The 25,050-nt window shown below is 40.8% G+C and carries 20 protein-coding genes and 1 riboswitch; of the genes, 14 read left to right on the forward strand and 6 right to left on the reverse strand.

The genetic code is table 11. The features are described from left to right. Window positions 1-61: 61 nt before the first annotated feature. A riboswitch (cobalamin riboswitch) is annotated at window positions 62-262 on the reverse strand. Between the two features lie 59 nt (window positions 263-321). Further along, window positions 322-864 (reverse strand): peptide deformylase, encoded by a 543-nt coding sequence (gene def, locus D0T56_RS02830; protein ID WP_163318616.1) that lies wholly within the window; start codon window positions 862-864, stop codon window positions 322-324. Window positions 865-1,076: 212 nt separating this feature from the next. Between def and purD the strand changes: the two genes are divergently transcribed. The 7 genes from purD (at window position 1,077) to D0T56_RS02865 (ending at window position 9,149) form a co-directional block, all read left to right on the forward strand. Continuing rightward, window positions 1,077-2,348, forward strand: a complete 1,272-nt coding sequence (gene purD, locus D0T56_RS02835) for a phosphoribosylamine--glycine ligase (RefSeq protein ID WP_163318617.1) — start codon at window positions 1,077-1,079, stop codon at window positions 2,346-2,348. Window positions 2,349-2,355: 7 nt separating this feature from the next. Continuing rightward, window positions 2,356-3,363 (forward strand): hypothetical protein, encoded by a 1,008-nt coding sequence (locus D0T56_RS02840; protein ID WP_163318618.1) that lies wholly within the window; start codon window positions 2,356-2,358, stop codon window positions 3,361-3,363. A gap of 95 nt (window positions 3,364-3,458) precedes the next feature. Continuing rightward, window positions 3,459-4,229 (forward strand): DeoR/GlpR family DNA-binding transcription regulator, encoded by a 771-nt coding sequence (locus D0T56_RS02845; RefSeq protein ID WP_163318619.1) that lies wholly within the window; start codon window positions 3,459-3,461, stop codon window positions 4,227-4,229. Window positions 4,230-4,379: 150 nt separating this feature from the next. Continuing rightward, window positions 4,380-5,225: a transketolase gene (locus D0T56_RS02850; RefSeq protein WP_163318620.1), complete on the forward strand. Its 846-nt coding sequence runs from the start codon at window positions 4,380-4,382 to the stop codon at window positions 5,223-5,225. Window positions 5,226-5,230: 5 nt separating this feature from the next. Then, window positions 5,231-6,175 (forward strand): transketolase family protein, encoded by a 945-nt coding sequence (locus tag D0T56_RS02855; protein ID WP_163318621.1) that lies wholly within the window; start codon window positions 5,231-5,233, stop codon window positions 6,173-6,175. Between the two features lie 3 nt (window positions 6,176-6,178). After that, window positions 6,179-7,675, forward strand: a complete 1,497-nt coding sequence (gene glpK, locus D0T56_RS02860; protein WP_163318622.1) for a glycerol kinase GlpK — start codon at window positions 6,179-6,181, stop codon at window positions 7,673-7,675. A 52-nt stretch (window positions 7,676-7,727) separates the two neighbouring features. Continuing rightward, complete coding sequence (locus D0T56_RS02865; RefSeq protein WP_163318623.1) at window positions 7,728-9,149, forward strand: L-fucose/L-arabinose isomerase family protein; 1,422 nt, start codon at window positions 7,728-7,730, stop codon at window positions 9,147-9,149. 273 nt (window positions 9,150-9,422) lie between these two features. Here D0T56_RS02865 and D0T56_RS02870 read toward each other — a convergent pair whose 3' ends face one another. Both D0T56_RS02870 and leuS read right to left on the reverse strand, forming a co-directional pair. Beyond that, window positions 9,423-10,292, reverse strand: a complete 870-nt coding sequence (locus D0T56_RS02870; RefSeq protein WP_163318624.1) for a YitT family protein — start codon at window positions 10,290-10,292, stop codon at window positions 9,423-9,425. 14 nt (window positions 10,293-10,306) lie between these two features. After that, on the reverse strand, window positions 10,307-13,108 hold the full coding sequence (gene leuS, locus D0T56_RS02875; protein WP_163318625.1) for a leucine--tRNA ligase: 2,802 nt from the start codon (window positions 13,106-13,108) through the stop codon (window positions 10,307-10,309). A gap of 286 nt (window positions 13,109-13,394) precedes the next feature. Between leuS and D0T56_RS02880 the strand changes: the two genes are divergently transcribed. From D0T56_RS02880 to D0T56_RS02905, 6 genes are all read left to right on the forward strand, one after another. Continuing rightward, window positions 13,395-14,528: a DUF4369 domain-containing protein gene (locus D0T56_RS02880; RefSeq protein ID WP_221412326.1), complete on the forward strand. Its 1,134-nt coding sequence runs from the start codon at window positions 13,395-13,397 to the stop codon at window positions 14,526-14,528. 64 nt (window positions 14,529-14,592) lie between these two features. Next, window positions 14,593-16,134, forward strand: coding sequence for a YifB family Mg chelatase-like AAA ATPase (locus D0T56_RS02885; RefSeq protein ID WP_163318627.1), 1,542 nt, complete (start codon window positions 14,593-14,595; stop codon window positions 16,132-16,134). A gap of 192 nt (window positions 16,135-16,326) precedes the next feature. Then, window positions 16,327-20,064: a DNA polymerase III subunit alpha gene (dnaE, locus tag D0T56_RS02890; RefSeq protein ID WP_163318628.1), complete on the forward strand. Its 3,738-nt coding sequence runs from the start codon at window positions 16,327-16,329 to the stop codon at window positions 20,062-20,064. A 97-nt stretch (window positions 20,065-20,161) separates the two neighbouring features. After that, window positions 20,162-20,479 carry a thioredoxin gene (gene trxA, locus D0T56_RS02895; RefSeq protein ID WP_163318629.1) on the forward strand — a complete coding sequence of 106 codons (318 nt, stop codon included), beginning with the start codon at window positions 20,162-20,164 and terminating at the stop codon, window positions 20,477-20,479. Window positions 20,480-20,634: 155 nt separating this feature from the next. Then, window positions 20,635-20,847 (forward strand): hypothetical protein, encoded by a 213-nt coding sequence (locus tag D0T56_RS02900; RefSeq protein ID WP_163318630.1) that lies wholly within the window; start codon window positions 20,635-20,637, stop codon window positions 20,845-20,847. Next, complete coding sequence (locus D0T56_RS02905; protein WP_163318674.1) at window positions 20,847-21,296, forward strand: nucleoside deaminase; 450 nt, start codon at window positions 20,847-20,849, stop codon at window positions 21,294-21,296. The genes D0T56_RS02900 and D0T56_RS02905 overlap by 1 nt, the downstream gene beginning before the upstream one ends. Before the next feature lie 89 nt (window positions 21,297-21,385). On the opposite strand, the gene D0T56_RS02910 is transcribed toward D0T56_RS02905, so the two are convergent. Next, window positions 21,386-22,243 carry a helix-turn-helix domain-containing protein gene (locus D0T56_RS02910; protein WP_163318631.1) on the reverse strand — a complete coding sequence of 286 codons (858 nt, stop codon included), beginning with the start codon at window positions 22,241-22,243 and terminating at the stop codon, window positions 21,386-21,388. Window positions 22,244-22,604: 361 nt separating this feature from the next. On the opposite strand from D0T56_RS02910, the gene D0T56_RS02915 reads away from it, so the two are divergent. Beyond that, window positions 22,605-23,336, forward strand: a complete 732-nt coding sequence (locus D0T56_RS02915; RefSeq protein ID WP_163318632.1) for a hypothetical protein — start codon at window positions 22,605-22,607, stop codon at window positions 23,334-23,336. Window positions 23,337-23,477: 141 nt separating this feature from the next. On the opposite strand, the gene D0T56_RS02920 is transcribed toward D0T56_RS02915, so the two are convergent. After that, on the reverse strand, window positions 23,478-24,026 hold the full coding sequence (locus D0T56_RS02920; protein WP_370458779.1) for an RNA polymerase sigma factor: 549 nt from the start codon (window positions 24,024-24,026) through the stop codon (window positions 23,478-23,480). 32 nt (window positions 24,027-24,058) lie between these two features. Beyond that, window positions 24,059-24,445: a hypothetical protein gene (locus D0T56_RS02925; protein ID WP_255491004.1), complete on the reverse strand. Its 387-nt coding sequence runs from the start codon at window positions 24,443-24,445 to the stop codon at window positions 24,059-24,061. Between the last annotated feature and the right edge of the window lie 605 nt (window positions 24,446-25,050).

The raw sequence follows: 25,050 nt of genomic DNA on the forward strand, positions 1-25,050 counted from the left end.
AACAACTACCGAAAAATGATTAAACCTGCCATGTTTGTCTCAAGCTCTATTCCACGAAAGCTCTATAACTTACTATTTTGGCAGGTCTTCTGACTTGTTCCATCTTACACGACCTTCCCGGATATAAAAAACCAGTGGTATAAGTATTGTATAAGACTGTTAAGAACTTACAGCAGCGGGTCTGTTCAGGATTTTCACCTGATTCCCTTTTCAATAATGCTTTAAGAAATAAAACATCATCACCAAAACGTTTGCAAAATTAGTAAACTTTGTATTATTACAAAACAATACATCAAAAAAGAATTACAATATTCCTTTTTCTTAGTCGCACAGTTTATCGGTGAAAAGCACACCTTGCAGATGATCAAATTCGTGCTGGAAAATGATTCCTGTAAAATTATCTTTTCGACTGTATCCTTCGAGCCGTTCCTTTATCAACTCGCCTTTTTCATTCCTGTATTCAACATCTACCCAAGTCCAGCGTTTACTGTTTCCGCTAAAATCGGGTATCGACAGGCAGCCGTCATCCTCAAAGCATATCATTTCTTTCGAATGTCCTGTTATTTTAGGATTGATAGCGACTTGAACCGGATAGTCCGGCTTATCCAGCCTGACGAAAAGAAACAGGTTTACGTTCACCCCAACTTGCGGGGCGGCAATTCCAACACCCATTTCTTCATCCAGAGTGCGGGTTAGCCGTTGGATGAAATATTGAAGGTCTGGATTGTCCTTGATCTCTTCGTTCCGAATATTTTTGCTTTTCTTTCTGAGAGTTTTCAAGTCTTGCTCGTCGGTAACCAGAAGCACCCTCATTGGCTGGTTGATATCACCCTCCTTCACCAGTTTTATTTCTTTTTGTGTCATACCCTTATTTATTTGACATGAATGTAATATACATAACATTATACAGATGCAAAAAGCAGCCAAATTTTTCATTTTTATCTGTTTTTAACTACAAATTTAGAATAAATACGGGCTATTTTACAAAAGAATTAACACTAAACTACAGTTTATTCGAACAGATTAAGATTCTTTCTTATCTTTGCAAATAATAGAATAAACAGTTACATAAATATATGAATATCTTATTACTCGGTAGCGGAGGGCGTGAGCATGCCCTTGCGTGGAAAATGAAACAAAGCGAAAAATTAGGAAACCTTTATGTTGCTCCGGGAAATGCGGGCACAAACCTTATAGCAAAAAATGTGGATATAAAGGTGACTGATTTTCAGGCCATAAAAAACTTTGTTTTGGATAATGAGATCAATATGATTGTTGTAGGCCCCGAAGATCCGCTTGTTGAAGGTGTGTATGATTTCTTCAAACAAGATGCCGATACGAGCCATATTCCCGTTATCGGTCCGTCCAAATTGGGCGCTCAATTGGAGGGTAGCAAGGACTTTGCAAAGCGGTTTATGCAAAAACACAATATCCCCACTGCACGGTACGCTAGTTTTACCTTAGATAATGTGGACGAAGGATATGCTTTTCTCGAGTCTCTTAAATCGCCTTATGTGCTGAAGGCCGATGGCTTGGCAGCCGGAAAGGGTGTTTTGATTATTGAGGATCTGGAAGAAGCAAAAAGAGAATTGAAAGCTATGCTTAGTGGCATGTTCGGGAAATCGAGCAAGACGGTGGTTATAGAAGAATTTTTGTCGGGGATAGAATGTTCCGTATTTGTTCTGACAGATGGCAATTCTTACAAAATATTGCCTGTGGCGAAAGACTATAAACGTATCGGAGAAGGAGATACAGGCCTGAATACGGGTGGAATGGGTGCTGTTTCGCCGGTTTCTTTTGCCGATGGCGAATTTATGCGAAAAGTTGAGGAAAGGATTGTTGTTCCAACGGTTGACGGGCTGAAGAAAGATGGGATCGACTATAAAGGTTTTATTTTCATCGGTCTGATAAAGGTGGGCGATGAGCCTCTTGTGATAGAGTATAATGTTCGTATGGGTGACCCTGAAACAGAAGTTGTTATGCCTCGTATAGAATCGGACTTGGTTGATCTGTTGGAAGGTGTGGCAACCGGAACATTAAACAATAAGTCTTTGAAAATAGACGATAGGTATGCCGTAACAGTAATGTTGGTGTCGGGCGGATATCCCGGTGATTATGAGAAAAATAAAGAAATAACCGGATTGAATGACGTTTCGGACAGTATAGTTTTTCATGCGGGAACAAAAGATTCGGACGGAAAAACTCTGACCAATGGCGGACGTGTCATCGCTGTTACATCCTACGGAAAGACTAAAGATGAGGCCTTGGCTTTATCTTTTGATAATGCGGAAAAGATCGGGTTTGATAAGAAATATTTTCGTCGCGACATTGGCTTCGATTTAAAATAAGGATGATGTGAAAAACTCATACAAACAATACGTTGCCGAGGGCACATTTCCCATATATGTTGCCGTAATATATTCCATAATATTGCGGGTGCGGTTCTATCTGACGTCAGTGGACGAACCCGTATCGAAGATAGAGGGAGGATACTTGTGGAACCTTCTGCAACCATATATTACTGATAACCATTTGGCTTTGTCGTATGGTTTAAGTTTTGCCTGTGCAATTGGTATTGCTTTGATGGTTAGTCATTTGAATTCAAAATATTCAATTATCAGAAAAAGGACTCATCTGCCGTTTTCCATTACGCTATTGTTGTTGAGTTCTCATCATTTGTTGGCGGAGATTACCCCCTATCACTTTGCAGCTTTCTTCTTCCTGTTGACAACCGACAAGCTGTTTAGTAGCTATCAGTCGCCAAACTCGGCACGTATGGCTTTCGATTTTGGGTTTTATTTTGCATGTGGAAGTCTTTTTGCGCCCAATATCCTGTTGTTTTTGCCACTCTATTGGATCGGACTTTCATTTATGCGAGCCTTTTCTTTCAAGGCAATTCTGACCTCGTTGCTTGGTGTTGTTTCCATTTATTGGATTGCCCTTTTCTTCTTCCTGTCGAAAGACAATATAGAGGGCATGTATACGCCTTTTCTGACTTGGACTCAGATCGATTGGCTGGTTTTACCTTTTGTAGGGTTCAATTACCTCGATTTCGGGTTGATCCTTTTTAGCCTGGTGATTCTGGTCATAATCATAATAAACAACTACTCGGAAAGCTACAAAGATAAAATCAGGGTTCGGGGTATTGTATCCTTCCTCAATATGATTCTGATAATGTCTATTCTGGCATATTTATTTATACCGACACAGCCACTCGTATTTCTGTTTGTAGCCTTAGTGACGGCTTCTTTAGTGGTTTCCCACTATTTTGCCCTGATAAGTATGCGTTGGCAGATGTATTTGTTCTATCTCACTTTGGTGTCTTTTGTTTCGTATACTTTCTTCATCTTTACAGCGCACTGATATATAGAAACGAAAATAAACGAAAGTGTATAAATAATGCCAATCGGGCAAATATTTAATAACAAAATACTCTTTTTATATTCAACAAAACGGATATGTTACCTAATCAGCGCAGAGAAAAAATATTAGAACTTATTAGAGAAGACGGACATGCCAAAGTATTGGATCTTAGTCGTATATTTAAAGTTACGGAAGTGACCATCAGGCAAGATCTTGAGCGTTTGGAGAAAGAAGGACTTATCAAACGGGAACATGGAGGTGCAATATTGGTTGATATTGATGCGGGGGTAAAAAACATAACTCTCCAGAATCAGAAGAATATGTCCGAAAAAATAGCAATAGCTACCAAAGCCATATCTTACATAGAAAATGGAGATACCATTATTCTTGATTCCGGTTCGACGACTACCGAAATTGCAAAGCTACTTGTTGATTTTCAGAATATAACCGTTATTACAAACGCATTAAATATAGCCTTGATACTAGGCGCACATCCTCATATAAACTTGATAGTAACCGGTGGTGAATTTAAAGCACCCACTCTCTCGCTTACCGGGCAAAAGGCTGCAGATTTCTTTTATAATCTGAACGTAGATAAATTGTTTCTGGCCACAGCGGGGATATCTCTCAAATCGGGACTCACATATCCCAGTATCAGTGATATATGCGTGAAAAGGGCAATGATAGAATCGGCGAACGAGGTGTATCTGGTTGCCGATTCAAGTAAGATTGGCCTTAATTCATTCGCAAGCCTTGGAGCCTTGTCTCTTATCAATTTACTTATCACAGACTCTAATATTTCGAAAGAGAACGAAGAGATATTGAAAAATAATGACATTGCCTACACCGTTGCAGAATTAAGGTAGTATTCCAATTCTATTTTTTCTCTTTTTTACCAAAACGAAAATAAACGAAAAAATATATTTACTTTTTCTTTTGTTTTATCTTTTCTATTTTTATATTTGTGTTTGCTATTTCTTTCTTTAGGGATAGATTGAAACAAATATGAAATAAAAATGATAGAAAAAAAAGAAATCGACAGATTAGAGCATACGGCAATCAAACTGAGAAAAAGGTTGCTTGAAGTAGTCTATAATGCAAAAGCCGGTCATATCGGAGGAGGTCTTTCTTCACTCAATATGCTTACCGCACTATATTTTCACACATTAAATATTGATCCCCAACAACCCCAAAAAGAAAATCGTGACCGCTTCATCATGAGTAAAGGTCATTGTGTGGAAGCATTGTATTGTACCTTGGAAGGGCGAGGCTTCATCGCGCCTGAATTGCTCGATACTTATGGGAAATATGGAACATCCTTAGCCGGTCATCCTACCGTGAAAACTACTGGTGTAGAGGTGAATACAGGTGCTTTGGGACATGGCCTGTCCATTGGCGTGGGATTGAGTATTGCTGCTAAAATGGATAAAAAGGACTATAAAACTTATGTCTTGATGGGAGACGGAGAGCAAGGCGAAGGTTCGATCTACGAAGCGGCAATGTCAGCCAGTCATTACAAATTAGACAATCTTGTGGCAATTATCGACCGCAACGGATTACAAATAAGCGATACGACGGAAAATGTGATGTCGCTGGAACCAATAGACGAGCGGTGGACTGCATTCGGTTGGGATGTTGTCGAGGTTGATGGAGATGATATGGGAAGTATTGTGCAGGTATTGGATAATATTGATTTCGAAAATAAAAAACCGCATCTTATTATTTCCAAAACAACAAAGGGAAAAGGTATTTCCTGTATGGAAAATATTTTGAAATGGCATCACGGCGTGCCTAATGAGAGTGAATATACACAAAGCATTGCGGAGCTTGAAGCATGTATTAACAATTACCAGACTATATAAAAATAATGAGCACAAATCAAACTATACCATGTCGTCAGAGTTTTACTCAAACTTTGTTGGAACTTGGAAAAAAAGATAAAAATATTGTTGCCGTAACTTCCGACGCCAGAGGCTCGGTTACTTTGGGCGACTTTGCAAAAGAACTTCCGGAACAATTTGTAGAGGTTGGAATTGCCGAGCAAAATGCAGTTGGTGTAAGCGCAGGTTTGTCGATGGCAGGCAAAAAAGTTTTTGTTTGTGGTCCTGCCTGTTTTTATGTGGCTCGCAGTTTAGAGCAAGTGAAAGTAGACTTAGCGTACTCTAAAAATAACGTAAAAATATTGGGTGTAAGCGGTGGCGTAAGTTATGGCGCTTTAGGAGCCACACACCACAGTTTGCACGATATTGCAGTTCTTCGTACCTTTCCGGGCATGCAAATTGTTTTGCCTAGCGATGTTCGTCAGACAAAAAAGTTGGTAGAGCAATTGGTCGATTACGACCATCCTGTATATGTTCGTGTAGGGCGTAATGCCGTGCCGGATGTTTATGAAGATGATTCATTCGACTTTCAAATCGGAAAAGCAAATACGTTGATGGATGGAAACGACATAACCATTATCGGTACGGGCGAAACAGTTTATCATTGCTACGAAGCAGGCAAAAGGCTTAAAACTCAGGGAGTGAATGCCCGTGTGATAGATATGCACACGCTAAAACCTGCCGATACCGAAGCGATTTTGAAAGCTGCTCGTGAAACAGGAAAAATTATAACAGTGGAAGAGCACAGCATTTTCGGAGGACTGGGTGCGATTGTATCCGAAACCGTAGTGCAAAATAACCCTGTTCCTGTAAAAATATTGGGTATACCTGACGAAAATGCAATACATGCCAAACCTTTGGAAATCTTCCATCATTATGGAATTGATGCGGAAGGTATATATAACTCAGCGATTGAATTTTTGAAAAAATAATTTATGAAAAAGCATTATATCATATCTATCGACCAGAGTACGTCGGCTACTAAGGCGGTATTGTTCAACGATAAATGTGAATCACTTTATCGGGCTACTATACATCACGAGCAATACTATCCCAAACCGGGGTGGGTGGAGCATGATGCGGAAGAAATCTACGCCAACACTGTTGAGACGGTGAAAAAGGTAGTAGAAAGTGGAAAGATAGATGCAGATGGTATATGCTCTGTTGCTATAACCAATCAACGGGAGACTGCGGTAGTTTGGAATAAAGAAACCGGTAAGCCTGTCTATCGTGCCGTTGTATGGCAGTGTCAGCGTGGAGCCGACATTTGTGCCAAACTCGTGGAGCAAGGTTATTCCGAAAAAATAAAAAAGAAGAGTGGCTTAATTATCGATCCTTACTTTTCAGCTAGCGGTATTCAGTGGATATTAGACAATGTGGAAGGCGCACGTTCGCTGGCTGAACAAGGAAAACTATTGGCAGGAACCATAGATTCGTGGTTGTTGTGGAAACTGACCGACGGGAAAGTGCATGCAACGGATTATACCAATGCTTCCCGCACATTACTGTTCAATATTCATACCTTAGACTGGGATGATGAATTGCTCGATCTTTTCACTATACCACGTTCTATGATGCCTGATGCAAAACCTTGTGACTCGGTTTTCGGGGAAAGTACTGTCGACGGGATTTTTACTCAACCGGTAGTGATTGCCGGAATATTGGGCGATTCGCATGGTGCGCTTGCCGGACAAATGTGCTTTGACCCCGGCATGGGCAAAAGTACTTACGGAACAGGCTCTTCGGTAATGGTCAATATCGGAGAAAAACCTATTGTGGCTCCCGGCGGACTGGTAACGTCTGTTGGTTTTGCCGCTCATGGTAAAGTGTATTATGCATACGAAGGAAATATTCATTGCACGGGTGCAACAATTAAATGGCTGGAAGAAAAACTGAATCTTATCAATAGTGCTTCCGAGGTGGAAGCCTTCGCCACAAGTATTCCTGATAATGGAGGTGTCTATTTCGTGCCTGCTTTTGCGGGGTTGAGTGCTCCCTGGTGGAATTCGCAGGCAAAGGCTATGATTCATGGAATGACTCTCGGCACAGGAAAGGCTCATGTTGTGAGGGCTGCACTTGAGGCGATTGCTTATCAGGTGAAAGACCTTGTTGATTTGATGACCATACAGGCAGGAATATCCCTGAAAGAACTGCGTGTTGACGGAGGTCCTACTAAAAATCATTTTCTGATGCAGTTTCAAAGCGATATGCTTGATGCAACCATCAATTGCTCCAACATAGAGGAGGCTTCGGCACTAGGTGCAGCGGTGATGAATGGTTTGGCACAAGGTGTATGGAAATCGTTGGAGGAAGTTGCTGCCCTTAGATGCGACGACCGCATCATCACTCCGAAAATGGATGAAGAAACCAGAGAGATGCTATATTCAGGCTGGATAAGAGCGATAGGCATGATTCAGAAAAGCACAAACTAAATATCAATTAGAAATCCGACTTAAAAAAACATATCATTAAAAATTAACTATCATGAAGAACAAGAAAATAACATTTGGAATAATACTGGCTACACGCAGCTATTTCAATTCGGCTTTGGCTAAAGACGTTCGCGCGACATTGACAAAAGTCTTAACCGAGAATAACTACGACTATGTTATACTAGACGAAGAAGATACTCCGACAGGTTCGGGTAGTATCGAAACCCGTGAGGACGGAATCAAATGTGCCGAACTTTTCAAAAAGAACCGTGAAAGGATTGATGGTATTATTGTTACCCTTCCTAACTTTGGTTTTGAAATAGGTATTATCAATGCCATTCAACTAGCCAACCTGAATGTTCCTATTCTTGTTCAGGCATGTGACGATGATAATGATAAGGTAGACTTAGACAATCGTCGTGATGCTTTCTGCGGCAAGTTGTCTGTTTGCAACAATTTGTATCAGTATGGTATTCCGTTCACAGATACAACATTGCATACCTATTCTATAAACAGCCCGTTGCTTTTGGAAGATATCAACCGTTTTGCAGCTATTTGTAGAGTAGTGAATAACGTTAGAGGAGCACGTATCGGTGCTATCGGCGCTCGTCCTGCGGGATTCCAGACAGTTCGTGCGTCTGAGAAAATTCTTCAACGTACAGGAATAACTGTTGTTCCGGTCGATTTATCTGAAATTCTGGGCATGGCCGATGCTATTGCCGACGATGATAATATGCTTCTCAACCGGGTTAAGGAGATACACGGCTATGCGCTTGTTCCGGGTGGATATGAGAAAAAATTGTTGAAACAGGCAAAATTCGGTTTGGCTGTGGAAAAATGGATAGCGGCAAACGATATTGATGCTGTGGCTATTCAATGTTGGGATTCGTTGCAGGCAAATTATGGTTGTGCAGCTTGTGTAACGATGAGTATGTTGGGCGACAAACTGATTCCGAGTGCTTGCGAAGTGGATATTGCCGGAGCAATTTCTATGTATGTGCTGACTCTTGCCTCAGGAAACGCTTCCGCTATTGTAGATTGGAACAATAATTTTGCAGAAGATCGCAACAAATGTGTATGTACGCACTGCGGAAACTTCCCGAAAAGTTTCGTTAAGAACGACCTGAAATTGGGTAATCTGGGAGTGTTGAGCCGTACGATGGGAACCGAAAATACATTCGGAGCCGTATTGGCTAAGGTTACAAGTGGGCCGTTCACTTATTTCAGAATTTCAACCGATGATACCAAAGGCATTATCAAATCATATTTGGGAGAAGGCAACATCACTGACGATCCTTACGCAATGGATGGTTGCATCGCCGTGACGGAAGTTCCTAATCTCCAGAATTTGATGAAATATATGTGTAAGAACGGATTTGAACATCATGTGGCAATGTGTCGAGGCAATGTTCAGGATATTGTTTTCGAGGCCGTTGAAACATATTTGGGCTGGGATATTTACAAACACGATTAATTTTGACGAATAGTTAGGAGGGGTGTGTCAGATGTAATTTTTTTTGACACATCTCTTTTTTTTGTTTACGGCTAATGCTGTCAGTATTAGTGTTCCTTATAATAAATCAACAATTCAATACATCGCTACAAATGAATCAAATAACGCTTTTGCTCGATAAATAAATAGCTAATTGATAGTTGTTTTGCTAAATACCACGATTCGTAGCCAGGGACTGCTTCATCGTTATTTCTTTTTTATCTATTGATTATTTGTCATAAGTGTATTTTCAGATTATTTCATTTGATCGAAACCTTCGCCATAAACACCTCTGGTATTGGTTTGAGAAATAAATGCCTTTTCGTCTATGCTGCGTATCATTCGGAATATATCGACCGACTCGGAGCGTTTCGCCAGAAGTATGATCACCTTCGTCGATTTTTTCGTATACCACCCCGTTCCATCAAGCACTGTGCAGCCTCTTTTAAGTTCCTTGTTGATAGCATCAGCTATGATTTCGTATTTTTCGGAGAAAATAAGAAATTGCACCGATTGACGGAATCCATTGATAACCATATCAATAACATAGGTCATCACGGCCATTACGATAAGTCCGGCTACAATTTTGTTATAATCTTGGGAAACGAAATAGGATGAACAAATAATAGTTAAATCACACAGCATCATTCCCCGCCCAAAAGTTAGGCTCTTATATTTATTTATTATCGCAACAATAATGTCCGTTCCGCCTGTGCTGCCATTTACACTGAACACCAAACCTATGCCGGCTCCGCACATCATCCCTCCGATAACACCCGAAAGAAGAGGTTCTTCCTCAATCAGAGGCTCGGTTATAATGTGTCGGGCAATAGTGAGAAACAAAGTTAAGACAACAACACTGTACAATGTTTTGACGATAAACTTAAATCCCAAAACCTTGAAAGCCAGAAGCAGAAGTACGCAATTCACCACAAAAAAAACATTTTGCAGTTGAATGACTCCTTTTGTGCTGTATTCTACAAGTAAGGCAATACCGGTCAGTCCTCCGGTTACGATTCCTCCCGGCTTGATGAAGCCAATAAGGCCAATCGCATACAAAGCAAGACCAAGTGTCATAGTCACATAGTCTCGCCAATAAAAATCTTTCAGATATTTCGTAGGCATTCCGGTAGCTGTTTTTATAATACTATATTCACAATTTTCTTAGGAACTATAATCACCTTTTTCGGAGTTTTTCCGTCCATCCATCTGGCTGAACTTTCGTGAGCCAATACTGTTTTTTCAATTTCGTCATTGCTGGCGTCGGCGGCAAATTCGATGTTGAAACGCGCCTTTCCGTTGAAAGAAATTGTATAGTTGATCACATCTTCCACCAAATGCTCCTCGTTATAGGCAGGCCATTGTGCATCGCAAACGGTAGAGTTGTTGCCTAAACTATGCCACAAATCTTCGGCAATGTGTGGCGCAAACGGAGAAATGACAATGACTAATTCTTGCAAGATTGCTCTTTTATTGCATTTCAATGCTGTCAATTCGTTTACGCATATCATTGAGGCAGAAACAGATGTGTTGAAAGAGAAATTCTCAATATCATGAGAAATTTTCTTTATCAGTTTATGCAATGCTTTCAGTTCCTCTTTTGTTGGAGCATCGTCCGAAACAGAGAATTCTTCTCCTTTATAAAATAAATTCCAGAATTTGCGCAAGAAACGGTGAACCCCGTCAATACCGTTCATGTCCCAAGGTTTTGACTGCTCTAATGGTCCAAGGAACATTTCGTAGAGGCGCAATGTGTCTGCTCCATACTTTTCAACTATATCATCGGGATTCACTACATTGTGATAAGATTTTGACATCTTTTCAACAGTGTATCCGCAGATGTATTTTCCATCTTCAAGAATGAACTCGGCGGTGGCAAATTCAGGTCGCCAAGCCTTGAATTTATCCAAATCGAGAACGTCATTGTCTACGATATTCACATCCACATGAATTTCTGTAGTTTCATATTGATCTTTAAGATTCAAAGACACAAATTTGTTTGTTCCATTGATACGGTAAACAAAATTGCTCCGTCCCTGAATCATTCCCTGATTTATCAATTTCTTGAAAGGCTCGTCTTCGCACGAAATGCCTACATCGTACAAGAACTTATCCCAGAAGCGACTGTAAATTAAGTGTCCTGTGGCGTGTTCGGTTCCACCGATGTAAAGGTCTACATTTCTCCAATATTCGTCCTTGTCTTTCGCTACTAATGCCTCCTCGTTGTGCGGGTCCATATAGCGCAAGTAATATGCAGAAGATCCGGCAAATCCGGGCATCGTGTTCAGTTCTAACGGGAAGATGGTTTCGTCGTTTATTTCCGATTTGTCAACAACTTTATTGTTCACTGCGTCCCATGCCCATTTTGTAGCGTTGCCCAATGGCGGTTCACCTGTTTCGGTGGGTAAAAACTTGTCCACTTCCGGCAATTCCAAAGGCAAACAATTTTCAGGTAACATATAAGGAATATCGCCTTTGTAGTATACAGGAAAAGGCTCTCCCCAATAGCGTTGACGAGAGAAAATGGCATCACGCAAACGGTAATTTGTTTTTACTCGTCCGATACCTGCGTCCTTGATATATTCTTTAGCTTTCTCAATAGCTTCTTTTACAGTCAGTCCGTTCAAGAAGTCAGAGTTCATCACAATTCCTTCTTTAGCATCGAAACTTTCTTCCGACACATCACAACCTTCAATCAACGGAATGATCGGCAGATTGAAGTGCTTTGCAAACGCATAGTCACGGCTGTCGTGAGCAGGGACAGCCATAATAGCACCTGTTCCGTATCCTGCCAATACATAGTCGGCAATCCAGATTGGGATTTCTTTTCCGTTCAACGGATTAATGGCATAGGAACCGGAGAAAACGCCGGTTATTTTCTTATCAGCCATGCGTTCACGCTCGGTGCGTTTTTTGGTCGCGGCAATGTATGCGTCCACCTCAGCTTTTTGATCCGGTGTGGTCAGTTTTTCTACATATTCGCTTTCAGGAGCAAGAACCATAAATGTTACTCCAAAAACAGTGTCGGCTCGGGTCGTGAAGATTTCCAAACAAACATCAGAGTCTTTCACTTTAAATTGCATTTCCGCACCTTCCGATCGTCCGATCCAGTTGCGTTGAGTTTCTTTGATTGATTCGGTCCAGTCTATTTTGTCCAAACCGTCGAGCAGGCGTTGAGCATAAGCCGAAACACGCAAGCACCACTGACGCATTTTTTTCTGTTCAACAGGGTATCCTCCACGCTCCGAAAGACCGTTGATGACCTCGTCATTAGCCAAAACAGTGCCCAATGCAGCACACCAGTTCACCATAGTTTCGCCCAGATAAGCAATACGGTAGTTCAGCAATATTTCTTGTTGCTCTTGTTCTGATTTAGATTTCCATTCTTCGGCAGTGAAAGATAATTCCTCGCCACAGGCAATGTTCATATCTTTCGCACCTTGCATTTCAAAAACGCTGATCAATTCTTCTATCGGGCGAGCTTGCTGCTCGTCGTAGCAATAATATGAATTGAACATTTTGATGAATGCCCATTGTGTCCATTTATAATATATTGGTTCGGAAGTCCGTATCTCACGACTCCAATCGAAAGAAAAACCGATTTTGTCCAGTTGCTCCCTGTACCGGTCTATGTTCTGATTGGTGGTTATGGCAGGATGCTGTCCTGTTTGTATGGCATATTGTTCGGCCGGAAGCCCGTAGGCATCGTAACCCATTGGGTGTAAAACGTTAAAGCCTTGCAAACGTTTATGGCGAGAAAAGATGTCGGACGCAATGTAACCGAGAGGATGACCAACGTGCAACCCTGCTCCCGACGGATAAGGGAACATATCGAGCACATAATATTTTTTCTTGTTTTTGTCTTCGGTTACTTTATAAATATTGTTTTCTTCCCAATATTTCTGCCAGCGTTTTTCTATTTCCTTAAAATTGTATTCCATAACGTTTTATGCTATTTTTTTTTGAATGTGCAAAGTTAGTCATTTCTTTGGATTTTGAGCATAGAAAATATCAGCTAAACTATTAAGTTAAATTTTCAATAAAAGTGAACAAAAATGTAATACTTTTTGTTATTAATTAAGAATTTTTAAACATCTTTGTAGTCTGAAAGGGGATTGTTCGGTTACAAGTCTTTTTATAACTATGCTAAGCATCTTTAATTGAATTTCTTAAGATGTGATTTTGATAAAATTATTATACTCTCATAAAAAAACAATGACATACTTCGTGAAAAATATATATAAACCGGTATTGGTTTGCTTCATTCTTTCTTTCGCCATATTATCTTGTAAAGAAAAGAAAATTGATGAGTCGTATACGATTGAAGGCCGTTTGTCGAACATAGAAAAACCTTATGTTATTCTGGCAACACAGTTCAATCAGGATTCTATTGTGGTTGATACCATAAAAGTAGACGAAAAGGGTCACTTCTCGTACAAAGGAAATGTAGACACATTGTATCAGAGCTATTTATATCTGGATGATGACAAGAAAATGATTCCTGTGTTTTTGAACAAAAGGTGGAATATAAAAATAAACGGGGATGTAAACACACCTGAACTAATGACGGTTAAGGGTGGTGATGTGAACGACGACCTGACAAAATTTAAAGAAGAAAATAAAGCGTTGATCGGTTCTTTGCTCGAACTGAATAAGGCTTTGAACGATACGTCCGAGACTAACGGAATAGCCAAGCAGGCCGAACTGAAAAACGTTGAGTTCGAATTATCGGGCAAGGCTAAACAATACATACAAAACAATCCGGACAAAATAGCAAGTGTGTTACTGATAGAGGCTTTTTTCAAAAAGAAAGCGTCGGTAGAAGTGCTGACCGAAGAGTTGGACAAGCTGAAAGGTGACGCCGCCTCTTACTATCTGACCGAAGAATTGAAGGCATACAGTGAGTATGTGAAAAGATCGCAGATAGGATCTTCCGCTCCTTATTTCAGCCTTTCAAATCTGAACGGGACGGAAGTCAATTTGTCGAAGTATAAAGGAAAATATCTTTTGCTGGCATTTGTTTCGTCCACTTGCGAGTTTTGTGAAGCGGATGTGCCTTACACAAAAGAAGTGTTCTCTAAACTAAAGAAAAGCAAGTACGACATTGTCTTTTCGTTCATCTATATCGACTCTAAAAACGACTCCATAAAAAAGGACGTGGCTTCTTTTCCTAAAGAGTGGGTTGTGCTTTCAGATACAGGAGGTTGGACTGCCGAATCTATCAAATTGTACAACATAACCGGCATTCCCAGCTATATACTGATATCACCCGAAGGATTAATTGTAGACAGAGACTTCTCAATTACCTCCCTCCCCGATATTATGGACAAATTGAAGGAAGAGAAAGAAAAAGACAAATAACAATTCTGGTTATTTGACATTTTCTTATTTTCTTTGCCAACTACACCAATAGAGTTTTACAAAAATGCTTGCGAAAATATATGGAGCAGCCGTGCAAGGCATCAATGCTACACTGATAACTATTGAAGTAAACTGTTCGAAAGGTATAAAATTTATGCTTGTGGGGTTGCCCGATGCTTCGGTCAAAGAAAGTCACGAGCGTATAATCTCTGCATTGCAAGTCAACGGACATAAATTTCCACGTCAACAGGTGGTTATAAACATGTCGCCCGCCGACATCCGAAAAGAAGGAACCGCCTACGACCTGCCTCTTGCTATCGGCATATTGGCGGCATCCGATTCGTTGAAAACAGATAAAATAGAAGATTACCTTATCATGGGCGAATTGTCTTTAGACGGTTCTATTTTACCCATAAAAGGTGTTCTGCCCATAGCCATTATGGCTAGGGAGGCGGGATTTAAAGGATTTATCCTTCCCGAAAAAAATGCCAGAGAAGCCGCAGTTGTCAACAATCTGGATGTTTATGGAGTCACAAATATAAACGAAGTTATAGACTTCTTCAATGACGAAGCAACATTGACCCCGACCAAAGTAGACACGCGTGCCGAGTTTAATCAAAAGCAAAACAACTTTGAGTTCGATTTTTCAGACGTAAAAGGGCAGGAAAATGTGAAGAGAGCATTAGAGGTTGCTGCTGCCGGAGGACACAATGTGATAATGATAGGTCCACCGGGGGCAGGTAAGTCTATGATGGCTAAACGAATCCCGTCCATTTTACCGCCATTTACACTGCACGAAGCTCTGGAAACCACCAAAATACATAGTGTGGCAGGGAAAATCGGTGTCGAGACTTCCCTTATGAACTTGCGTCCGTTCAGGTCGCCTCACCACACCATCTCAGATGTTGCTATGGTTGGAGGCGGAGCCTATCCTCAACCCGGAGAGATAAGCCTCGCTCACAATGGAGTTTTGTTTCTTGACGAACTGCCCGAATTCAACCGCAGCGTGCTGGAGGTTATGCGCCAACCTCTCGAAGACAGGAAAATAAACATATCCCGTTCAAAATTTTCGGTCGAATATCCTGCTAGTTTTATGTTGGTTTCGTCAATGAATCCGTGCCCTTGTGGATATTACAATCATCCGGAAAAAGAATGTATCTGCCCTCAGGGTGCTGTGCATAAATATATGAATAAGATTTCAGGGCCACTATTGGACAGGATTGACATTCAGGTTGAAATAACGCCTGTTCCCTTCGAGAAAATTTCGTCTAAAACAGAAGCCGAAAAGAGTGAGGAAATACGGCATAGGGTGATAAGGGCACGTGAAATTCAGGCAGAACGCTTCAAGGACGAAGACGGGGTTTACTGCAATGCTCAGATGAATAGCAAACTGTTGCAAAAGTACGCTTCGCCCGACAACAACGGTCTGCAACTATTGAAAACTGCAATGGATAGGTTTAACCTGTCGGCAAGGGCGTACGACCGGATTTTGAAGGTGTCGCGCACAATTGCCGATCTGGACAATTCTCCGTCCATACAACCACAGCATCTTGCCGAAGCTATTAATTACAGGAATCTGGACAGAGAAAACTGGGCAAACAAGTAACGCTCCCGCCGGTATAAACGACTAATGTAATTGAACAACAAACATAATCAGCTAAAAAAATCGGTCGGATACAATCTAGCTTGAAATAGGCTCTGATACTTAGTGAGACAGGTGTTAAAAACTATTTGTCTTATTTAACTTCATATCTCATCGCCTATTTAGTATCTTTATGCTCTAAAAAATTTAATCGATATGCAACCATATATACATCTTCATGTCCACTCTCAATACTCGTTGTTGGACGGACAGGCAAGCATACCCCGCCTTGTGGATAAGGCAAAAGCAGATGGCATGAAAGCCATTGCGCTCACAGATCACGGCTCGATGTTCGGGATTAAGGAGTTCTTCAATTATGCGAATAAAAAGAATGGTCCGGTAAATGGCAACATTAAGGATATAAAAAAACAGATCAAAGAGGCTGAAAAAAACGGGGAGACAGAGAAGATCGAGACACTTCGAGCCAAACTTGCCGAAGAAGAATCTCATCTGTTCAAACCCATCCTTGGCTGTGAGTGTTATGTGGCTCGGCGCAACCGCAAACTAAAAGAGGGTAAGCCTGACATGAGCGGCTGGCATTTGGTGGTGTTGGCGAAAAACCTTACCGGATACAAGAACCTCATAAAAATGGTGTCGAAAAGCTGGACGGAAGGTTTCTATATGCGTCCTCGTATAGACAAAGAGCTTCTGGAAGAATATCACGAAGGATTAATCGTTTCTTCCGCTTGTCTTGGAGGAGAAATACCGAAGAAGATCACCGCCGGAGACATGAAGGAAGCCGAAGAGGCTGTTATGTGGTTTAAAAACTTGTTTGGAGATGACTTCTACCTCGAATTGCAAAGGCATAAAACATCACGTCCCGATGCAAACACCGAGGCCTATCCTCTGCAAGAAAAGGTGAACAAAGAACTTTTAAAGCTGGGTGAGAAATTTGGAGTCAAAATTATTGCTACAAACGATGTTCACTTTGTGAATGAAGAAGATGCCGACGCTCACGACCGTCTTATCTGCCTGAGTACGGGAAAAGATCTGGACGACCCAAACCGTATGCGCTACACCAAACAAGAGTGGATGAAGACAACTGCCGAAATGAATCAACTATTTGCTGATGTTCCGCAGGCATTGTCCAACACACTCGAAATAGCAGATAAAGTTGAGTTCTATTCTATCGACTCCGATGCCTTGATGCCATATTTCATGATCGAAGAATCATTTGGCACGGAAGAGGGTTACAAAGAAAAATATTCGGAGCAAGATTTGATCACCGAATTTGGCGAGGATGCTTACAACCGCTTGGGAGGATATGACAAGGTGATCAGGGTGAAACTTGAAGCCGATTATCTTGCCCACCTTACCATGATAGGGGCTGCCGAGCGTTATCCGGAAATGGATAATGACACAAAAGAGCGGCTTGTCTTCGAGCTGGACACAATGAAGACGATGGGTTTTCCCGGATACTTCCTCATTGTGCAAGACTTTATTGCCGCCGCCCGTAAAATGGGTGTGGCTGTCGGTCCCGGACGTGGATCGGCTGCCGGGTCGGCTGTTGCGTATTGCCTCGGAATTACGGATATCGACCCGATAAAGTACGACTTGCTGTTTGAACGGTTCCTGAATCCCGACCGTATATCCATGCCCGATATTGATATCGACTTCGACGACGACGGTCGTGGAGAGGTATTGCGCTGGGTGACCGAGAAATATGGCTACGACCGTGTTGCCCACATCATTACTTATGGTACGATGGCTACAAAATCGGCTATAAAGGATGTTGCCCGCGTGCAAAAACTTCCTTTGTCAGAGTCGAACAGGCTGGCTAAACTTGTGCCTGACAGAATTCCCGACAAGAAAAAGATTACGTTGAGGGATGCCATAGAATATGTGCCCGAACTAAAAAGCGCAGCAATAGGCTCCGATCCCATAGCCAGAGATACGCTGAAATATGCACAGATGCTCGAAGGCAATGTGCGCAACACGGGTGTGCATGCTTGTGGAATCATAATCGGGCGGCAGGATATTTCCGACATTGTGCCCGTTAGCACAGCCGAAGACAAGGAAACGGGCGAAAACATGCTCGTTACTCAGTACGAAGGCTCTGTGATTGAAGAAACAGGTTTGATAAAAATGGACTTTCTGGGGTTGAAAACCCTGTCTATCATAAAAGAAGCGGTAGAAAACATCAAACATACAACAGGCAAAGACATTGATATAAGCAAAATATCACTGACCGACGAAAAGACTTATGAACTGTACAGTGCCGGAAAAACAACCGGAACATTCCAGTTCGAGTCGGCCGGGATGCAAAAATACCTGAAAGAACTTCAACCGAGTAAGTTTGAAGACCTCATTGCGATGAATGCCCTTTATCGTCCGGGACCAATGGACTATATTCCGTCGTTCGTTGCCCGTAAACAGGGGCGTGAAGAGATAAAATACGACATCCCCATTATGGAACGTTACCTGAGCGACACATACGGAATCACCGTGTATCAGGAACAGGTCATGCTTCTTTCACGTCTTCTGGCAAACTTCACCAGAGGTCAGTCGGACGAACTTCGTAAGGCGATGGGTAAAAAGCTCATCGACAAGATGAACGCATTGAAGGAAAAGTTCCTTGAAGGAGGTAAGGCAAATGGGCATGAGGTGAAAACACTGAATAAAATTTGGGCCGATTGGGAAAAATTTGCGTCATACGCCTTCAATAAATCTCATGCAACTTGCTATTCTTGGGTAGCATACCAGACTGCATGGCTGAAAGCAAACTATCCGTCGGAATATATGGCTGCCGTGCTTTCACGAAACTTGTCGAACATCACCGAAATCACGAAATTCATGGACGAATGTAAAGCCATGGATATAAACGTGTTCGGGCCTGATGTGAACGAGTCGTTCCTGAAATTTTCGGTAAACCCGCAGGGGGATATTCGTTTCGGACTTGCAGCCGTGAAGGGTGTGGGCGAAGGAGCCGTGAACAACATTATCGAAGAAAGAGAAAAGAATGGGAAGTTCAAAGACATTTTCGATTTTGTGGAGCGTGTCAACCTCAGTGCATGCAACAAGAAGAACATAGAGTCGTTGGCTTTAGCCGGGGCTTTCGACAACTTTCCGAATATGCACCGGGAGCAATTCTTCGAACCAAATGCAAAAGGAGAAATATTTATAGATATGCTGATACGCTACGGAAACAAATATCAGATAGACAAGCAGCAAGCCGCAAACTCTCTGTTCGGTGACGATACATCATTCGATATAGCACGTCCCGAAATTCCGAAAGCAGAAAAGTGGTCAGACCTTATACGTTTGAATAAAGAACGTGACCTGATTGGTATCTATCTGTCGGCACACCCCCTTGACGAATATAAAATAGCGTTGGAATATGCCTGCAATGTAAGAATGGCAGAGATAGAAGACAAGGAGGCACTGAAAGATAAGGAAGTCTCTTTGGGTGGTTTGGTTTCCGCAGTGCGCGAGGGCATGACCAAAAACGGGAAACCGTATATGATCATCAAGATAGAGGACTATTCAGGCAGTGGCGAAATACCCTTGTTCGGAGACGATTACATCAATTTCAGTAAATACGGAAAAGAAGGTCTTTATGTGTATATAAAAGGCCGGGTTCAGGGCAGGAGGTTTGACGCGAGCCAATACGAGCTGAAAATCCTTTCTATCCAATTGCTCCCCGATGTGAAAGATAAACTGATAGAAAAGATAGTTATTACCCTGCCTTTGCACGAACTGAACAACCAGATTGTAGACGAACTATCGACGTTGACCAAAAACAATACGGGAAGTACTTTGTTATATTTTAAGATAGTAGACGGCGAAAGAAATATGAAAGTAGAACTGTTTGCACGAAACTATAAAATTAATGTTGACAAAGAGATAATTAACTATTTGACGGAAAACGAGAATATTATTTTTAACATTAACTGACCAACATTCTGTTTTCATTAGTATGAAAGATTGATTACTTTTGTGCTTCTGTTTTATTAAGAAAATATATAAAAACTTAAAGATATAATTAACAATTATGGCATTAGAAATTACAGACGCAACTTTTAACGATGTACTAAATTCAGACCTACCGGTAGTAATCGACTTTTGGGCCGAATGGTGTGGTCCTTGTCGTGTGGTTGGCACGATTGTAGACGAACTAGCAACACAATACGATGGCAAAGTAGTTATCGGAAAGGTTGATGTAGATAATAATGACGAGATTACAACCAAATTTGGTATCCGTAATATTCCTACGATACTGTTCTTTAAAAATGGAGAAATTGTGGATAAACAGGTAGGAGAAGTACAAAAAACAGCATTAGTTGAAAAAATAGATAAACTTTTAGGCTAATTTTTCTATCAAATAGTCACAAAAACAGGTTGTTCGGATTTTTTCGGACAACCTGTTTTGTTTTTCTTCGCAATAAAGCCGCAATATCTGCCTTATCAGTCAAAAAGAGTAACTTTTTCTTCATTTATTCGATAAAGCATCCTATTTTTGCAGTGATGAAACAAAAAAAAGGAGCACAATTGCCACGCACAAAACATGTTAACTTTTCTCTGAACGAAGAAGAGTATAATCTGATATGTTCGTACGTGAAAAAATATAAAATATCGAACAAATCGCGCTGGTATAGGGAAACCATTATTTCGCACATACTCAAGAATCTGGATCAGGATTATCCCACCCTTTTCGGTGAAAATGAAATGAGAAGATGATGGAAAATCAAATTCTCAATCACGATTTTTTTATGCGACAGGCACTTGTTGAAGCTAAACGTGCCTATGAGCAAGACGAAGTTCCCATAGGAGCTGTGGTTGTCTGTAACAACAAGATTATTGCCCGTGCTCACAACCTGACAGAAACTCTTAACGATGTTACGGCTCATGCCGAAATGCAAGCTATAACGGCTGCGGCAAACGTGTTGGGCGGTAAATATCTTGCCAACTGCACTCTTTACGTCACGGTGGAGCCATGTCCGATGTGTGCCGGAGGACTGGGTTGGTCGCAAATACCTAAAATTGTTTACGGAACAAAAGACCTCAAACGTGGCTATTCCTTGATTTCACCCAAAGCCTTGCATCCAAAAACTGAAGTTATCGGAGGAATTTTGGAGCACGATTGTGCGGAGCTTATCATCAATTTCTTCAAGGAAAAAAGAAGATAGGGTGTTGTCTTTGTTTTGTGTCGAAACAAATTTTAACGATTGCCCATGCAGCTAAATTGAAAAAAATACATACCTTTGTTTTTTAATAATCAGCGTAAAAGAGCCTCTGTCACTATGTAAGTGACGGAGGTTCTTTTTTTATGCATGCTATCCATATCTCCTTTCCTACGAATTTCGGAGGGCGATTTCCCCAGATTTTTGTGGCAAAATTCGTTGAAGTGAGACAAGGTGCAGAATTTATTATCCGCCGATATTTGTTTCAGGCTTTTATTAGTATAATAAATTTCATAGTATACCATATTCGTTCTTCTCTGTCGAAGCCACAAATAGGCAGTTGTGCCGAAAACTTTCCTGAACTTTTTGTTAAATCCCGAATAGCTGTAATTCATGCTCTTAGCCAACAGCTTCACATTTAGCGTGTTTTGTGATAACTTATACACTTGTTCCGAAAAATGAAAGTCATTCGCCAAATGCGACCGGAAGAAATCGCTTAGTTCCTCATCCGAATATGAGGCTCTGAGTATATATATTAACTCTCTGACTTTTAGGGTATACAGAGCATTGCTATAAACTTTGTTTTCCTCGTATATTTGAAGAGAACGTACATAAGCATTCAATACACGGTTCATTCGCAAACTGTAAATATCCGGTTTCTGTTCGTGCATACCGCTGATATTCAGATTTGCAGGATAGTTGTTTTCCCCTATTGTTATTACAACAACCGAACTTTTATCTAAAATTTTTGCAGACAAGCTAGTTCCCACAGGCAGAAAAAACAATCCTGATTCTGATATCATTAACGAATTTTGCATGCTGAGGGAAATATCTAATTGCCCTTTTGTGATCAGAATGATTTTACTTTCCTTATCCATTTCTTCCCACACAGAGCCTTGTTCAAAAGTTCGAAATCTGATCAAAGGCTCTTCCTTTCTATAATTATGACTCATTTTTCTATGTTTGTTTAAGTGTTTGTATTTGTGCATGTTTAACCAATGTGTAACAAATATTTTTCAGAGGTGTATTTCTGTTTCTGACTGTAACTTGTTGTTGTTTATGTATTTAAGGTGAGATAAATTTCTATGTAAATAGGAAATCTTTCCCAATGTTTTACTAATGTTTCACATGTCGGAATGTCTGCTTTCTTAATTGTTTGATAATAAAAAGAATATCATACCAACTATCACCCCTCCGTCACTTACATAGTGACAGATTAATATCTATCAAGTATTCAATTATTAAACACAATTTTCAATTTGTGGGAGCAAACTGGAATCGGAAAAACAAACACGACAAACAACGTTAAAAATCATGAAAAAAAAATTATTGTTTTTATTATTATTTATTGCCTGTTCCGTCGCTTATGGGCAGGTAGGAGTGAACACGGAATCACCACAGGGAGTATTTCACATTGATGGAAGAAGAAACACAAATGGAAATGTGAATGTGGCAGACGATGTGGTGGTAGATACTCTAGGCAGAATTGGGGTAGGGACGAATAAGCCTCAGACAAAAGTTGATATCCGATCTTCAACAGCCGGAGGTGGTTTTCGTCTGCGAGACGGAACACAATCGGTAGGTAAGGTTCTGATATCGGATGCAAATGGAAATGGAAGCTGGGGAAGTCCATTGGATTTAACGGAGGGACGTTTGATCGTTTCGGATTCAATATCAGGAAATTGGAGCTTTCCCGACAATATAACAGCAACGCCACTGAGGCTAACTCCGGGTAAATGGCTTATTTTTGCCGGGATAACAACTAGGAATATACCCTTAACGGCGGGTGCAGTCCCACATACCGGTCTCCATTCGTGGTTGCATTTAAGACGCGATGATACAAATGCATATCTTTATCATGCTGCTGCTTTGCCAGAACCCGCCCCAGGTTATCAGGCCTTTGTGTCGGTCAATTTCTTGCTAGACGTAACCTCTACTATGGATGTATCCGTATGGGCATCCAGTAACTCCAGTAGAACCATTCATGATACAAGAGTAGCGGTAACAGATGGCTATTTTTATGCCTTGAGAATTCAGAGCTTTTAGAATTGGGTGTCCGAAGAACTTAAAGCATACTCAACTTAGAAATGAGACTATTTCGAGAGTAACAAAAAAAACGAACCCGGAGATATACAAAGGGTTCGTTTGCCGATTTTATCATTTGCCGAAAAATGGTAATAAGGTTAGTTAATCTTTCAATAACTCATTGTATAAATCATACAGCCTTTCACGCAAGTGCAGCACAGCGTATCTTTTTCTTGAGATGAGTGTGTTGACGGTTATTCCTGTCGATTCGGAAATTTCCTTGAAAGAGAATCCTTGTAGCTCCGTCAGTTCAAAAATTTCGCGCTGTTCGACGGGTAGTTCGCCCAGTGCGCTATCCAACTCCACCCAGATTAAAGATTTCAGGTATTCCATTTCGGGAGAAGAATCTTCATCCAATATCATGTCGGTAAGTTCCTTAATGAAAGATACATCTCCGTTGTTGTCTCTGAGGTAAGGCATTTCTTCCTCCTTGTGTTTGCGGCTAAAGTCTATTATTTGGTTGCGCGTAACAGAATAGAGCCAAGCAGACATCTGATTGATGGGATTTTCCTTCAGGTCAACCTTCATCAGTTGATAGAATACATTTTGCAAAATATCTTCAGCATCCTCTTTCGAGGGGACTCTCTTGTTTATAAATCCCTTCAATTGCGATTGATATTTCATAAATATATCCGAAACATTGTTCTCCATAGGAAAATCCTCTTTTACGTTTATGACAGTCCTCATTTATTGTCGGTTTCGCCGGGCGTAGAGCATCCTTCTTCGCCACAAAATCTGCCAAACCCTCCACGCATGTGGTTGCGTATATATTCACGCCTTTCGTCAGGAGACATGCCCTTCAATTTGTCTCGCAATTCCGATTTCTCTCTTTGGCTGAAATAGTGTTTGCCAAATTTTCCGTGTCTGTGTCTGTGCATGCGTCCTCTACCAAATCCGCTAAACAAGAGGCGACAAAGTATCATAAGTCCTGCTGCTTGCCAATAATTGATAGCAGACCACCCTATGATTGACGGAATCAAGGCATTCCATAATAACATTACGATTGCTATGGCTGCGGCAAAAACTGCTATAAATGCAAATCCGTGCCAAATTCTTTTTATTTTTTTCATAATTTTTCTTTTTCTAAATAAATACTCCTACTAAGATTAAATGAATAACAAGTCCCAGAATTGTTATCAAGGATACTAATATCGGTAATTCTAAAGTATCATCCTTCCTTTTTTCATAATTTTCGTCTAACATAATTTTCAAATTGTATTAATCCTCTACATTTTATAGTAATGTCAATCAGTAGTTGAAAAGTGTTCCTTTTTATTATATAATACACTGCGCGGAATTAAAATTCCTTGCATTCCTTTTGACCCAAGCCTCAAAAGGAATCAAAAAGGCTTTCTGTGACTTAGGCTTCTTGCCGACCCACTATACAGCTTATAAGCTGAACAAAAAATAACTCGCACCAAAAGCCTGTTAAAACCAGAATGGTTCGGCTATGCTCAAACAGCTTTTTGTTCTTATCGCTTATTGCGCTGTGTGGGTACCCCGTCAATTAGCCAAATGTCACGTTTAAACCCGTTAGGCGAAACGACTAATATAATTGAACACTTTTCAACTACTGATTCACATTGAATAATAAAAAATTATCAGGCGTGCCGTTCTGTTATTGAAGACGAGCGAGTGAATGGGATATTTTATCGGTTTTGTTATTTTAACAATA

This window comes from Dysgonomonas sp. 520, assembly GCF_010501095.1.
Taxonomy (GTDB): domain Bacteria; phylum Bacteroidota; class Bacteroidia; order Bacteroidales; family Dysgonomonadaceae; genus QVMP01.

Coding starts and splice junctions, on each gene's coding strand:
- def (WP_163318616.1), bottom strand. CDS start 864: ATGACACAAAAAGAAATAAAACTGGTGAAGGAGGGTGATATCAACCAG.
- purD (WP_163318617.1), top strand. CDS start 1,077: ATGAATATCTTATTACTCGGTAGCGGAGGGCGTGAGCATGCCCTTGCG.
- D0T56_RS02845 (WP_163318619.1), top strand. CDS start 3,459: ATGTTACCTAATCAGCGCAGAGAAAAAATATTAGAACTTATTAGAGAA.
- D0T56_RS02850 (WP_163318620.1), top strand. CDS start 4,380: ATGATAGAAAAAAAAGAAATCGACAGATTAGAGCATACGGCAATCAAA.
- D0T56_RS02855 (WP_163318621.1), top strand. CDS start 5,231: ATGAGCACAAATCAAACTATACCATGTCGTCAGAGTTTTACTCAAACT.
- glpK (WP_163318622.1), top strand. CDS start 6,179: ATGAAAAAGCATTATATCATATCTATCGACCAGAGTACGTCGGCTACT.
- D0T56_RS02865 (WP_163318623.1), top strand. CDS start 7,728: ATGAAGAACAAGAAAATAACATTTGGAATAATACTGGCTACACGCAGC.
- D0T56_RS02870 (WP_163318624.1), bottom strand. CDS start 10,292: ATGCCTACGAAATATCTGAAAGATTTTTATTGGCGAGACTATGTGACT.
- leuS (WP_163318625.1), bottom strand. CDS start 13,108: ATGGAATACAATTTTAAGGAAATAGAAAAACGCTGGCAGAAATATTGG.
- D0T56_RS02885 (WP_163318627.1), top strand. CDS start 14,593: ATGCTTGCGAAAATATATGGAGCAGCCGTGCAAGGCATCAATGCTACA.
- dnaE (WP_163318628.1), top strand. CDS start 16,327: ATGCAACCATATATACATCTTCATGTCCACTCTCAATACTCGTTGTTG.
- trxA (WP_163318629.1), top strand. CDS start 20,162: ATGGCATTAGAAATTACAGACGCAACTTTTAACGATGTACTAAATTCA.
- D0T56_RS02900 (WP_163318630.1), top strand. CDS start 20,635: ATGAAACAAAAAAAAGGAGCACAATTGCCACGCACAAAACATGTTAAC.
- D0T56_RS02905 (WP_163318674.1), top strand. CDS start 20,847: ATGGAAAATCAAATTCTCAATCACGATTTTTTTATGCGACAGGCACTT.
- D0T56_RS02910 (WP_163318631.1), bottom strand. CDS start 22,243: ATGAGTCATAATTATAGAAAGGAAGAGCCTTTGATCAGATTTCGAACT.
- D0T56_RS02915 (WP_163318632.1), top strand. CDS start 22,605: ATGAAAAAAAAATTATTGTTTTTATTATTATTTATTGCCTGTTCCGTC.
- D0T56_RS02920 (WP_370458779.1), bottom strand. CDS start 24,026: ATGGAGAACAATGTTTCGGATATATTTATGAAATATCAATCGCAATTG.
- D0T56_RS02925 (WP_255491004.1), bottom strand. CDS start 24,445: ATGAAAAAAATAAAAAGAATTTGGCACGGATTTGCATTTATAGCAGTT.